Annotated in this window: 11 protein-coding genes; 6 read left to right on the top strand and 5 right to left on the bottom strand. The window is 72.5% G+C overall.

Going from position 1 to position 12,110, the window contains the following annotated elements:
- Nucleotides 1-236 precede the first annotated feature (236 nt).
- From L615_RS13950 to L615_RS13935, 4 genes are read right to left on the bottom strand one after another with little or no spacing between them, the layout of a single operon-like run.
- Entirely contained in the window at nucleotides 237-1,244 is a 1,008-nt protein-coding gene (locus L615_RS13950; RefSeq protein ID WP_036518769.1) for a metal ABC transporter permease, read from the bottom strand.
- Nucleotides 1,241-2,068, bottom strand: a complete 828-nt coding sequence (locus L615_RS13945) for a metal ABC transporter ATP-binding protein (RefSeq protein WP_028656796.1) — start codon at nucleotides 2,066-2,068, stop codon at nucleotides 1,241-1,243. Before L615_RS13945 ends, L615_RS13950 begins: the two co-directional genes overlap by 4 nt.
- Nucleotides 2,065-3,015: a metal ABC transporter substrate-binding protein gene (locus L615_RS13940; protein WP_145725456.1), complete on the bottom strand. Its 951-nt coding sequence runs from the start codon at nucleotides 3,013-3,015 to the stop codon at nucleotides 2,065-2,067. Before L615_RS13940 ends, L615_RS13945 begins: the two co-directional genes overlap by 4 nt.
- Nucleotides 3,016-3,054: 39 nt before the next feature.
- Nucleotides 3,055-3,954: a hypothetical protein gene (locus L615_RS13935; RefSeq protein ID WP_145725455.1), complete on the bottom strand. Its 900-nt coding sequence runs from the start codon at nucleotides 3,952-3,954 to the stop codon at nucleotides 3,055-3,057.
- 56 nt (nucleotides 3,955-4,010) lie between these two features.
- Between L615_RS13935 and L615_RS13930 the strand changes: the two genes are divergently transcribed.
- The 6 genes from L615_RS13930 to L615_RS13905 all read left to right on the top strand — a co-directional run bounded on the left by L615_RS13930 (nucleotide 4,011) and on the right by L615_RS13905 (nucleotide 10,741).
- Nucleotides 4,011-4,334, top strand: a complete 324-nt coding sequence (locus L615_RS13930; RefSeq protein ID WP_036518772.1) for an antibiotic biosynthesis monooxygenase — start codon at nucleotides 4,011-4,013, stop codon at nucleotides 4,332-4,334.
- Nucleotides 4,335-4,407: 73 nt separating this feature from the next.
- On the top strand, nucleotides 4,408-5,805 hold the full coding sequence (locus tag L615_RS13925) for a glycine--tRNA ligase (protein ID WP_145725454.1): 1,398 nt from the start codon (nucleotides 4,408-4,410) through the stop codon (nucleotides 5,803-5,805).
- An 839-nt stretch (nucleotides 5,806-6,644) separates the two neighbouring features.
- Nucleotides 6,645-7,787: a tRNA dihydrouridine synthase DusB gene (dusB, locus tag L615_RS13920; protein WP_145725458.1), complete on the top strand. Its 1,143-nt coding sequence runs from the start codon at nucleotides 6,645-6,647 to the stop codon at nucleotides 7,785-7,787.
- Between the two features lie 127 nt (nucleotides 7,788-7,914).
- Nucleotides 7,915-8,766 carry a hypothetical protein gene (locus tag L615_RS13915; protein ID WP_051486117.1) on the top strand — a complete coding sequence of 284 codons (852 nt, stop codon included), beginning with the start codon at nucleotides 7,915-7,917 and terminating at the stop codon, nucleotides 8,764-8,766.
- Nucleotides 8,767-8,855: 89 nt separating this feature from the next.
- Nucleotides 8,856-9,425: a dienelactone hydrolase family protein gene (locus L615_RS13910; RefSeq protein WP_145725453.1), complete on the top strand. Its 570-nt coding sequence runs from the start codon at nucleotides 8,856-8,858 to the stop codon at nucleotides 9,423-9,425.
- 80 nt (nucleotides 9,426-9,505) lie between these two features.
- Complete coding sequence (locus L615_RS13905) at nucleotides 9,506-10,741, top strand: deoxyguanosinetriphosphate triphosphohydrolase (protein ID WP_145725452.1); 1,236 nt, start codon at nucleotides 9,506-9,508, stop codon at nucleotides 10,739-10,741.
- Nucleotides 10,742-11,176: 435 nt separating this feature from the next.
- On the opposite strand, the gene L615_RS13900 is transcribed toward L615_RS13905, so the two are convergent.
- On the bottom strand, nucleotides 11,177-12,106 hold the full coding sequence (locus L615_RS13900; protein ID WP_145725451.1) for a choice-of-anchor P family protein: 930 nt from the start codon (nucleotides 12,104-12,106) through the stop codon (nucleotides 11,177-11,179).
- Between the last annotated feature and the right edge of the window lie 4 nt (nucleotides 12,107-12,110).

Raw genomic sequence — 12,110 nt, 5'->3', positions numbered from 1 at the left:
AAGCCTCGGGTGCGCGACGCCATACTCCCGGTGGTTGAGGTGCGACGAGCGCTAGCGAGGAGCCTCGAAACCTCCGGGCCCTGATGGCGGGCTGTGGTGGGCACAGTCCGGTGCATCGGTGCCGCTGGTTTCGAGGCTCGGCGCTGGGGCGCCTCGCACCTCAACCAGCGGCGGCCTCCGGACGAGCGACACGCTCGCCCAGACCAGCAACGAGCGACACGCTCGCCCCATCAAGGCTAGTGCTCGTCGTAGTGCGACCCGTGGGGCGCGTGGCGGTGGCCGTCGTGGACGTAGTCGACGTGGTCGTCGTGGGGGACGGCGAGGTGGCCGCAGCCGGGGCCGTGGTCGTGGGGGTGGTGCTCCTCGACGGTCTCGTGCTCGTCGGGCTGGCCCTCGGCGAAGGGCTCGCGCAGGCGGGCGCGGTGGCGGGTCCAGATCCCGATCGGCCAGGCGACCACGTAGCAGGCGAGGGCGAGCAGGACGATGGTCGGGCCGGGTGCGACGGTCGCCTTGTACGACGCGAAGGTGGCCACGACGAGGCCGCCGACCGAGGCGAGGGTGCCGAGTGCCATCGCGGCGGCGATGGTGGTGCGGAAGGAACGGGTGAGCTGCTGGGCGGTGGCGACCGGCACCACCATGAGCGCCGAGACCAGCAGCAGACCGACGGTGCGCATGGCGACGGTGACGCTGACTGCGGCGAGGACGGCGACCAGGACGTTGTAGGCGCGGACCTTGAGTCCGGCGACGCGGGCGAACTCCTGGTCCTGGGCGACGGCGAAGAGCTGGGGCGCCAGTCCGACGCAGAGGCCGACGACCGCGACGGCGAGCACCATGGTGACGACCAGGTCGTCGACGGAGATCGTGTTGAGGGAGCCGAAGAGGTAGCGGTTGAGCGAGGACGCGCTCTCGCCGCCGAGGCCGGTGAGGAAGATGCCGCCGGCGAGGCCGCCGTAGAAGAGCAGGGCCAGGGCCACGTCGCCGTTGGTCTGGCCGCGCTCGCGGATCACCTCGAGCAGGATCGCGCCGAGCACGGCGATGACGACGGCGGTCCACACCGGCGCGGTGCCGGTGACCAGGCCGACGGCCACGCCCGTGACCGCCACGTGCCCGATGCCGTCGCCCATCAGCGCGAGCCGGCGCTGGACCAGGAAGGTGCCGATGGCGGGGGCGGCGAGCCCGGTGAGCAGGGCGGCGATGAGGGCGCGCTGCATGAAGGGGGTCGCGAACAGCTCCACGGGGCTCATCGCGCGTCTTCTCCGGTTCCGTCGACCGGGGAGGCCACGCCCGGGACGTGGTCGGGGCGGCCCGGGCGGCCGGTGTGGTGATGGTGGTGGGTGTGCGGCTCGCCGAGCCACGGCTGGTGCACCTCGTGGTCCCCGAGCGGGTCGCCGTCGTAGACGACGCGGCCGTCGCGCATGACGACCGCGCGGTCCACCAGCGGCGCCAGCGGGCCGAGCTCGTGGGCGACGAGGACGATCGTCGCGCCGCGGCCCTTGAGCCGGCCGAGCGTGTCGGCGAGCGCCTGCTGGTTGGGCAGGTCGACGCCGGCGGTCGGCTCGTCGAGGAAGAGCAGCTCGGGCTCGCCGGCGAGCGCGCGGGCGATGAGCACCCGCTGTTGCTGGCCGCCGGAGAGGTTGCTGACGGCGTCGCGGCGCCGGTCGGCGAGGCCGACGATCTCGAGGGCGTCCTCGATCGCGGCCCGGTCGGCGCGGGAGAGCGGGCGCAGCAGCCTGCGGCGGGTCAGCCGGCCGGCGGCGACGACCTCCCAGACCGACGCGGGCACGCCGGCGGCGGCGGTCGCGCGCTGGGGCACGAAGCCGATCCGGAACCACTCGTCGTACGACGCCAGCGGGGTGCCGAACAGCCGCACCTCGCCGGACAGCAGCGGTCGCAGGCCCACGAGGGTGCGGACCAGGGTCGACTTGCCGGAGCCGTTGGCGCCCATCAGGGCGAGGAACTCCCCGGGCTGGACCGACAGGTCGATGCTGCGCAGCACCGGCCGACCGCCGAGGGCGACCGTGCCGTTGCTGACCGAGACGGCGGGGCTGGTCGTGTTGGTGGTGGTCATCGGCACCCGTTGGCGGTCTGCAGCGCGGCCAGGTTCGCCTCCATGATCGACAGGTAGTCCTCGCCGGAGTCGGCGTCGGACAGTCCCTCGACCGGGTCGAGGACGCCGTTGGTCAGGCCGAGGTCGCCGGCGAGGGACTCGCCGAGCGCGGGCTCGAGCGGCTCGCTGAACACCGTGGTGATGCCCTCCTCCTCGATCAGGTCCTGGAGCCTGCCGAGCACGGCGGCCGTCGGCTCGGCGTCGGGGGAGAGGCCGACGATCGAGGCGATGTGCAGGCCGTACTTCTCGAGGTACCCGAACGCGTCGTGCGACACCACGATGGTGTCACGCTCGCAGTCGGCGAGGCCAGCGGCGTACGACGCGTCGAGCGCCTCGAGGTCCTCGCGCAGCGCGGCGGCGTTGGCGGCGTACTCATCGGCGTGCTCCTCGTCGATCGCGGCGAGCTCGCCGGCGACGGCGTCGGCCACGGTGGCGACCCGGACCGGGTCCTGCCAGAAGTGCGGGTCGAGGTCGCCGTGGTCGTGGCCGTCCTCGTCCCCGTGCTCCCCGTGCTCCCCGTGCTCCTCGGCGGACTCGTCCATCGGCAGGAGGCCGGCGAGCGCGGCGACGTCGAGGCTGCTGCCCTGGGCGTTCTGGGCGACGGTGTCGTCGACGGCGGGCTGGAAGCCGGCCTGGTAGACGACGAGGTCGGCCTGCGAGACGAGTGCGGTGCGCTGCACGTCGAGCTCGAGGTCGTGCGGCTCGGCACCGGGGGTGGTCAGCAGCTCCACCTCGGTGCCGGTGCCCTCGGCCACGCGCTCGGTCAGCCACGCCAGCGGGTAGAACGCGGCGACCACGCTCGTCCCGGACCCACCGCTCGCGCTGCCGCCGTCCTCGCTGAACGCCGAGCAGCCGGAGGCGAGCAGGGCGGCGGAGGAGAGCAGGGCGAGACCGGAACCAAAGCGCATGAGAATCATTCTCAACTGTGGTCAAGGTGTCGGTCAAGTTCAGAACATGGAGGGATCCCTGGGGTCGCAGCCGTAGCGGTACAGGTGGCCCAGCAGCAGCTGGCGCGACTCCGCCCCGTCGGTCCCCCACGCCGAGGGGAGCAGGCGGGCCTTCGAGCTGCCGTCGTCGACGCGGACGAGCCAGTGGCCCGACGTGCGCGACATCCGCCGGGAGAGCTCCTGGAAGGTCGTGCCCGGCCCGAGGCGGAGGGGTGCTCGCACGAGCCCGCCGACCCGCACCACCTCCCGCGGCCGGAGCTCGAGGGTGGTGCCGCCACGGCGTCGCCACAGGTGCACGGCGCCGGCGACCAGTGCCGTGCCGGCGGCCCACGCGGTGACGATGTCACCCGCGCCGAGCGACAGGAAGATCGCGACGAACACGCCCACCAGTGCACCGAGGAGGCCGCCGAGCGCGACCATGGCGCCGTGGTGGGTCAGCGAGGCCCGCAGGCGGACGACGTCGCCGTCGCGCTCCACCGGCCGGTTCCCGATCGTGCTGCAGGCTGTGAGCCAGGCCGCCACCAGGAGCAGCGTGAGCCCGAGGATGATGGTGAAGGACCGGCTGCCGCCCCGGCGGGTCCCGAATCCCTCGGGGTCGTCCGGGTCGACGTAGATGGTGAACCTGTCGAACAGGTCCCGGTTCCAGCTGCGCTTGACCACCCGGTAGGTGGTCCCGTCGAGGGTGTACTCCACCTCGTTGCACCTGCTGCCGCAGTCGACGCTCGCCACCCGGGCCTCGACCTCGACCGCCCGCTTCGCGAGGTCGGCGTCCGCTCGGACGGCTCCCGGCAGGAGCGCCACGACCACGCACGTGGCGATGGTCAGCAGCACGCAGGCCACGGCACTGGCGCGCCACCAACGGGCACGACGGCGGGCGTGCCACCACTCCGGGCGCCCCATGCGAGCTCCCTCCTCGAGACGGCTACAGGGAGACGGCCCAACGATAGGGTGCGCGGATGCTGGTGATGAACCGCTTCCGGGCCGGTGACCACCCCGACGGTCCCGACGAGCTGCGCGCCGACCTCGAACGCGTGCACGAGCTGCTCGCCAGCAAGCCCGGCTACGTCGCCGGGTGGGTCGGGCGCAACATGGACGAGCCGGACCTGTGGGTCCTGGCCACCCGCTGGGAGAACGTCGGTGCCTACCGGCGCGCCCTGTCGTCGTACGAGCTCAAGCTGCACGGGGTGCCCGTGCTCAGCCGCGCGATCGACGAGCCGGGTGCCTACGAGGTCGTGGAGCCGGGGAGAGTCCTCAACGTCGCGGACCCTCGCGTAACCTAGTCATTCGCTCCCGCGAGTAGCCAGACAAGTCACGCCCGACAGCCAGCCGGGCTCGTCCCATAAGGATCACCACGTGGCCAAGCCGCCCCCGTCCACCGTCGACAACGTCGTCTCCCTCGCGAAGCGCCGAGGCTTCGTCTACCCCTGCGGGGAGATCTACGGCGGAACCCGCTCGGCCTGGGACTACGGCCCGCTCGGCGTCGAGCTCAAGGAGAACATCAAGCGCCAGTGGTGGCGCTCGATGGTCCAGAGCCGCGACGACGTCGTCGGCCTCGACTCCAGCGTCATCCTCCCGCGCCAGACCTGGGAGGCCTCCGGCCACGTCGCGACCTTCACGGACCCGCTGACCGAGTGCCAGTCCTGTCACAAGCGCTTCCGTGCCGACCACCTGCAGGAGGCCGTGGCGGAGAAGAAGGGGATCGACGACCCCGACGACGTCGACCTCGCGCAGGTCGCGTGCCCCAACTGCGGCACGCGCGGCGCGTGGACCGAGCCGCGCCAGTTCTCCGGCCTGCTGAAGACCTACCTCGGCGTCATCGAGGACGAGTCCGGCCTGCACTACCTCCGTCCGGAGACCGCGCAGGGCATCTTCCTCAACTTCGCCAACGTGGTCACCTCGCAGCGGATGAAGCCCCCGTTCGGCATCGCGCAGATCGGCAAGAGCTTCCGCAACGAGATCACGCCGGGCAACTTCATCTTCCGCACCCGCGAGTTCGAGCAGATGGAGATGGAGTTCTTCGTCAAGCCGGGTGAGGACGAGGAGTGGCACCAGTACTGGATCGACGCCCGCACGCAGTGGTACGTCGACCTGGGCATCAACCCCGACAACCTCCGGCACTACGAGCACGCCAAGGAGAAGCTGTCGCACTACTCGAAGCGCACCGTCGACATCGAGTACCGCTTCGGCTTCACCGGCTCCGAGTGGGGTGAGCTCGAGGGCATCGCCAACCGCACCGACTTCGACCTCTCGACGCACGCGGAGCACTCCGGCAAGGACCTGTCGTACTTCGACCAGGCCAACAACGCCCGCTACGTGCCCTACGTCATCGAGCCCGCAGCCGGCCTCTCGCGCAGCCTGATGACCTTCCTCGTCGACGCGTACGCCGAGGACGAGGCGCCGAACACCAAGGGCGGCGTCGACAAGCGCACCGTGCTGCGCCTCGACCCGCGCCTGGCTCCGGTCAAGGTCGCCGTGCTGCCGCTGAGTCGCAACGAGGATCTCACCCCGCGGGCGAAGGCCGTCGCGACCGAGCTGCGCGCGCTGTGGAACGTCGACTTCGACGACTCCGGCGCGATCGGGAAGCGCTACCGCCGCCAGGACGAGATCGGCACCCCGTTCTGCGTCACCGTCGACTTCGACACCCTCGACGACCAGGCGGTCACCGTCCGCGACCGGGACACCATGTCCCAGGAGCGGGTCGCGCTGGACAAGCTGACCTCCTACTTCGCCGAGCGGCTCGTCGGATGCTGACGCGCACCCGGCTCGCCCGACTTGTGGTCGCTGCGGGCCTCCCGCTGGCGCTCACGGTCGGGCTCGCCGGGTGCGGTTCCGGGGACGGCGACGACCGGGCCGAGGGGTCCGGCTCGCCGAGCCCCTCGGCCACCGGGTCGGCACCGCCGTACCTCGAGGTCCCGGAGGACGTCACGCTCACCGAGCCGGGCACCGGGCTCGAGCTCGGTGAGGAGGGCGTGATCGCCTTCCAGCGCCGCCAGGACGAGAACGGCGTGCTCGCCGTGACCGTCGACCGGATCGAGCGGACGTCCTTCCAGGAGTCCTTCAAGGGCTGGAACGTCGACGACACGACCGCCGCCCGTACGCCCTACTTCGTGCGGGTCACGGTCACCAACGCCGGCGAGACCGACCTCGGCGGCGTCCGCCTCGACAACGTGCTGTGGGCCGACGACGGCACCACCCTCGAGGCGCCGAACTACTACACCCGCCAGCAGCAGCCCGCCTGCCACGGCGGGGCGCCGCCCGCGGCCCCCCCCCCGCCCGGGGGGGCCGCTGCCGGAGCCTTTCGCCACCGGCGCGAGCGCCGAGCTGTGCCAGGTCTACTTCATCGCCCCGGACCGGGCGCTCGAGCGCGTCGCCTTCCCGCCCTTCGGCGGCCTCGACCCGGTGACGTGGAGCGGCGAGGTCAGCAAGGTCACCAAGCCCGGCAAGGCCGGCAAGACCGGCAAGACCGGGAAGAAGGGCCCGGGCGGGGGCAAGCAGGGCGACAAGGAGAAGAAGGACGGCACCGGCCGCAAGGGGCGCACCACCCCGTCGGCGACGCCGTCGGCCACGACGAGCGCCTCGGCGTCGACGTCGTGACCGCGCTGCGCCTCGGCTCGCTGGAGGTGCCCACGCCCGTCGTGCTGGCACCGATGGCGGGCATCACCAACGCGGCCTACCGCCGCCTGTGCGCCGAGCACGGCGCCGGGCTCTACGTCTGCGAGATGATCACCAGCCGCGGGCTCGTCGAGGGCGACGAGAACACGAAGCGGATGCTGGTCTTCGACGACGCCGAGCAGCTGCGCTCGGTCCAGCTCTACGGCACCGACCCGACCTACGTCGGCCAGGCGACGAAGATCCTCTGCGAGGAGTACGGCGTCGCCCACGTCGACCTCAACTTCGGCTGCCCGGTGCCCAAGGTGACCCGCAAGGGCGGCGGCGGTGCCCTGCCGTGGAAGCGGAACCTGCTCGGCCGCATCCTGGAGGAGGCCGTGGCCGCCGCTGCGCCGTACGACGTGCCGGTCACCATGAAGACCCGCAAGGGCCTCGACGACGACCACCTCACCTACCTCGACGCGGGCCGTATCGCTCAGGAGGCGGGCTGCGCCGCGATCGCGCTGCACGGCCGCACCGTCGCGCAGGCCTACTCCGGCACCGCCGACTGGGACGCCATCGCCGCGCTGGTGGCGCACGTCGACATCCCGGTGCTCGGCAACGGCGACATCTGGGAGGCTGCCGACGCGGTGCGGATGGTCGAGCAGACCGGCGCCGCCGGCGTCGTCGTCGGCCGCGGCTGCCTCGGCCGACCGTGGCTGTTCCGTGACCTCGCGGCCGCGTTCGGGCCCGAGGGCGTCGGCTCCACCACGCTCCCGACCCTGGGCGAGGTGACCGCGATGATGCGCCGCCACGCCGAGCTCTTGTGTGAGCACATGGGGGAGGAGCGGGGCTGCAAGGAGTTCCGCAAGCACGTCTCGTGGTACCTCAAGGGCTTCCGCGCGGGCGGGGAGCTGCGTCGCTCGCTCGGCCTCGTCGACTCCCTCGCGGCCCTCGACGAGCTGCTCGCCGGTCTCGACCCGGACGAGCCGTTCCCGGTCTCCGAGCTGGGCGCCCCCCGTGGGCGCCAGGGCGCCCCGCGGCACAAGGTCGTGCTCCCCGAGGGCTGGCTGGACGACACCGACGGCCTCGGCGAGGGGGCCTGCGGGGTCCTCGAGGACGTCGACGAGACCACCGGAGGGTGACTCGACTCACGCTCAAGGACCCTCACAAAATTGATTGAACGGTCCACCAGTGTGCTCTACTCGCAGGATGCCCGGGGCCGGTAAGGTCCTCGGGACGCCCATGTCAGCGACAGCAAAGGATCAGCGCGTGGCCACCAGCCACAAGCGGGAAACCGCGCGACGCACGCCCCGAGCCGCCCTCCTGGCCGGCTCCCTCGCAACCCTGGCGACCGGTGCGGTCGTCACCGCCGGTGTGATGAGCTCCCCGGCCCCCGAGCAGGACCTGCTCGCGATCGACAGCAAGGCCGCCGCCGGCTCCGTGCAGGGCGCGGCCCCCCGCGAGCTCCCCGTCATCTCCCGGAGCAGCGACCGCTCCGCCGACGCGATCGGCACGCGGGTCGACCGGCTCGTGTCCGAGGAGGCCACCAGGCGGGCGGTCCGCAAGGCCGACACCCGGCTGTGGACCACCGAGGCCCTCAACCTGTGGACCCGCCCCGACAGGGCCGGCAAGAAGGTCGGCGAGATCGGTGACGGCGAGAAGGTCCTGGTCACCGGTCGCGAGTACCGCGAGCGCGTCGAGATCGTGGTCGACGGCAAGGCCCGCTGGGTCACCGCCGGCTACCTCTCCGACGAGGAGCCGCTGAGCGTCGACGCGGCCTGCACCAACGGCACCAGCGTGCCGGCCAGCGTGAGCCCCAACATCAAGAAGGTCCACCAGGCCGTCTGCGCGAACTTCCCCGAGGTCACCACCTACGGCACGTTCCGCAGCGACGGTGAGCACGGCCAGGGCATCGCGGTCGACATCATGACCTCGGGCTCCCGCGGCTGGGAGATCGCGGAGTTCGTCCGCGCCAACTCCGCCGCGCTCGGCGTCAGCTACGTCATCTACTCCCAGAAGATCTGGTCGGTGGAGCGCTCCGGCGAGGGCTGGCGGGGCATGTCGAACCGCGGCTCGGCCACGGCCAACCACTACGACCACGTCCACGTCACGACGTACTGACCCTGGCCCTGCCGGCTGCTGTCGGTGGGGGAGTGCATGCTCGACCTCACGCCCGGTTCCCGGGAACCGCTGATCGTGAGGAGGCCGACATGGCCGACGTGCTGCTCTTCCACCACATCCAGGGGCTGACTGCCGGGGTGCGTGCCTTCGCGGACGCGGTGCGGGCCGACGGCCACACCGTGCACACGCCGGACCTCTTCGGCGGGCGCACGTTCGCCAGCATCGAGGAGGGCTTCGGGTTCGCGCAGGAGGTCGGCTTCGAGGAGCTCCGGGCACGCGGTCTCGCCGTGGCCGACGACCTGGGCCCCGACGTGGTCCACGCCGGGATGTCCTTCGGCGTGACCATCGCCCAGCGCCTGGCGCAGACCCGCCCGGGCGCACGAGGGGCGCTGCTGCTCCACTCGTGCCTCCCGGTCACCGAGGTCAGCGACGCGTGGCCCGCAGGCGTGCCGGTGCAGGTGCACGGGATGGAGGGCGACGAGTTCTTCGACGAGGACCTGCCGGCGGCCCGCGAGCTGGCCGCCTCCACCCCCACCGCGGAGCTGTTCGTCTACCCCGGCGAGCAGCACCTGTTCACCGACTCCTCGCTCGACGCCCACGACCCCGGGGCCGTGGCGCTGCTGCTGGAGCGGGTGCGGGCCTTCCTCGCGTCCGTCTGACCGACGCCCTGACCGACGCCGCGGAGGCGACCGGCCGGATCGGCGCCGCAGCGTCGGATCCGGTCGATAGGGTCGCGGGCGTGGACCAGGTGGAGCGGCTGTACGACGAGCGCGCCCGCGAACGCATCGTGCCCGAGCCGCCGAAGCGGGTCGAGGCGCCGGAGCGGCTGCCCTTCGAGCGCGACCGCGCCCGGGTGGTGCACGCCGCGTCCTTCCGCCGGCTCGCCGCCAAGACCCAGGTCGTCGGCCCGCAGAGCGACGACTTCGTGCGCAACCGGCTCACCCACAGCCTCGAGGTCGCCCAGATCGCCCGTGACCTCTCCCGGGCGCTCGGGACCCACCCGGACATCACCGAGACCGCGGCGCTGGCCCACGACCTCGGCCACCCGCCCTTCGGGCACAACGGCGAGCGGGCCCTCGCCGCCCTCGCCGAGGAGTGCGGCGGCTTCGAGGGCAACGCGCAGACCCTCCGGCTGCTGGTCCGGCTCGAGGCGAAGACCGTGGACGCGGCCGGGGAGTCGGTCGGGCTCAACCTCACCCGGGCGACCCTCGACGCCTGCACGAAGTACCCCTGGCGCCGCGCCGACGCGCCCGCCGACGGCAAGTTCGGCGTCTACGACGACGACCTGGCCGCCTTCGAGTGSCTGCGCCGCGACGCCCCCGAGCGCCGCCGCTGCGTCGAGGCGCAGGTCATGGACCTCGCCGACGACGTCGCCTACTCCGTGCACGACGTCGAGGACGGCATCGTCGCCGGCAAGATCGACCTGACCCGCCTCGACACCGCCGCCGTGTGGCAGGCCGTGCGCGAGTGGTACCAGCCGGACGCCGACGACGACGCCCTCGACGACGTCCTCGCCCGGCTCCGCTCCGTCGGCAGCTGGCCCAGCACGTCGTACGACGGCAGCCGACCGGCGCTCGCCGCCCTCAAGAACCTCACCAGCGACCTGATCGGCCGGTTCTGCGGCGCGGTCCAGCAGGCCACCTTCGCGGCCTCCTCCGGCCCCTTCGCCCGCTACGCCGCCGACCTCGTCGTGCCCGCCGACACCTGGGCCGAGATCACGGTCCTCAAGGGCATCGCCGCCCACTACGTCATGCAGGACGCTGGCCGCGTCGCCCTGCAGAGCCGCCAGCGCGAGCTGCTCGCCGAGCTGGTCGACGTCCTGCTGCGCAGCGACGGCGCCGCGCTCGACGACTCCTTCGCCGCCGACTGGGCCCGCGCCACCGACGACGCCGCCCGCACCCGCGTCGTCGTCGACCAGGTCGCCTCGCTCACCGACGCCAGCGCCGTCGCCTGGCACACGCGATTGGTGAGCTGATTGCGCGAGCGCGTCGCCTGTCGAAGGCGGCGCGCAGGCCTCGCAAGCTCGGCCCGCACTTGCCCTCGACGCGCCTTCGGCGCGGGCGCCGCGCTCGAGCTGGACTTGCGCGAGCGCGTCGCCTGTCGAGGGCTGCGCGCAGGCACTCGCTGCGCTCGGCCCGCACTTGCCCTCGACGCGCCTCCGGCGCGGGCGCCGCGCTGCCGCGCCGCAGTTGGCCCCGGTAGGTGGTACAGCCCGTCTGGCGGCAAGCCTTTCCGGTGGTTGAGGTGCGACGAGCGCTAGCGAGGAGCCTCGAAGCCTCCGGGCCTGGTGGCGGGCTGTGGCGCCTCGCACCTCGACCGCCGGCGGTGGCGGCCCAGAAAAAGCACCGACCGGCCACGACACGGGAGGTCGTGGCCGGTCGGTGACCGACAAGCAGATGTCGGGGATGGGTCAGCCGGTGACCGGGACGTGCGACTCGACCGGGGTCGGCGACGGGGCGTCCGACGGGCCCGGGTCGTCGACGTCGTTGATGACCTCGCCGCAGGTGGCGGAGGCGATCACCAGGTCGACCTGGCCCAGCAGGTTGACGTGCAGGGCGTTGACGGTGAAGGTGCCGTCGGCGTTCGCGACCTGCTCGTTCGCGGTGACGGTGAGCAGGCCGGGGATCTCGACCTTGGCGTTCGGCTCGTCCACGTCGATGTCGAGCGGCAGGCCGAGGGCGCTGATGTCGGTGACCGTGGTGGTGCCGGTGTCGCCGTTGCACTCCGCGACGACGGCGTCGGCGCCGACCAGCTGGTCGTCACCGCGCAGGACGTCGCACAGGCCGCCCAGCTGGAGGCTGGTCAGCTCGGAGAGGTTGAGCGCGCCGAGCAGGCTCAGGTCCAGCGGGGTGCCGTCGGTGGCGTCGGCGATCTGGTCGAGCAGGCCACCGATCTGCGGCAGCAGGGTGCCGAGCAGCGTGTCGTCGATCGCGCCGGTCAGCGGGTCGAGCGCGCCGACGAGCGTGTCGCACGCCGAGCCGAGCTGGCTGGTGAGCTCCGAAGGAAGGGCGGACAGGAGGCCGTCACCCACGCCGAGGTCGGTCACCGCGGCCCGCGCGTTGCCGTTCTTCGCGCTGACGGTGATCACGCCACCGCTGGCGACCGGGTTGTCCGGCAGGCCGATGAGCTCGTCCTCGACCAGCGAGCCGTCGGTCGACTCGACCTGGACGGTGTCCTCCCCGATCACGGCGTTGCCGGCGATGCTCAGCGACAGCCCGTAGGCGGACGACGGCTGACCTGCCGCGGTGGCGGTCCCGCCACCGAGCACGGCGAACGACGCAGCACCCGTCACCAGGACGACCGCGCCAGCGGCCGAGGCCAGGGTCCTTGTCTTCTTCATGGGT

It is taken from the genome of Nocardioides sp. J9 (genome assembly GCF_007829375.1).
Taxonomy (GTDB): domain Bacteria; phylum Actinomycetota; class Actinomycetes; order Propionibacteriales; family Nocardioidaceae; genus Nocardioides.
This window is presented reverse-complemented; position numbering and strand designations above follow the sequence as displayed.

What these genes read in the sequence shown, in the direction of transcription:
- L615_RS13900 (WP_145725451.1), bottom strand. Translation starts at nt 12,106, where the DNA reads ATGAAGAAGACAAGGACCCTGGCCTCGGCCGCTGGCGCGGTCGTCCTG.
- L615_RS13935 (WP_145725455.1), bottom strand. Translation starts at nt 3,954, where the DNA reads ATGGGGCGCCCGGAGTGGTGGCACGCCCGCCGTCGTGCCCGTTGGTGG.
- L615_RS13950 (WP_036518769.1), bottom strand. Translation starts at nt 1,244, where the DNA reads ATGAGCCCCGTGGAGCTGTTCGCGACCCCCTTCATGCAGCGCGCCCTC.
- L615_RS13910 (WP_145725453.1), top strand. Translation starts at nt 8,856, where the DNA reads ATGGCCGACGTGCTGCTCTTCCACCACATCCAGGGGCTGACTGCCGGG.
- L615_RS13945 (WP_028656796.1), bottom strand. Translation starts at nt 2,068, where the DNA reads ATGACCACCACCAACACGACCAGCCCCGCCGTCTCGGTCAGCAACGGC.
- L615_RS13930 (WP_036518772.1), top strand. Translation starts at nt 4,011, where the DNA reads ATGCTGGTGATGAACCGCTTCCGGGCCGGTGACCACCCCGACGGTCCC.
- L615_RS13940 (WP_145725456.1), bottom strand. Translation starts at nt 3,015, where the DNA reads ATGCGCTTTGGTTCCGGTCTCGCCCTGCTCTCCTCCGCCGCCCTGCTC.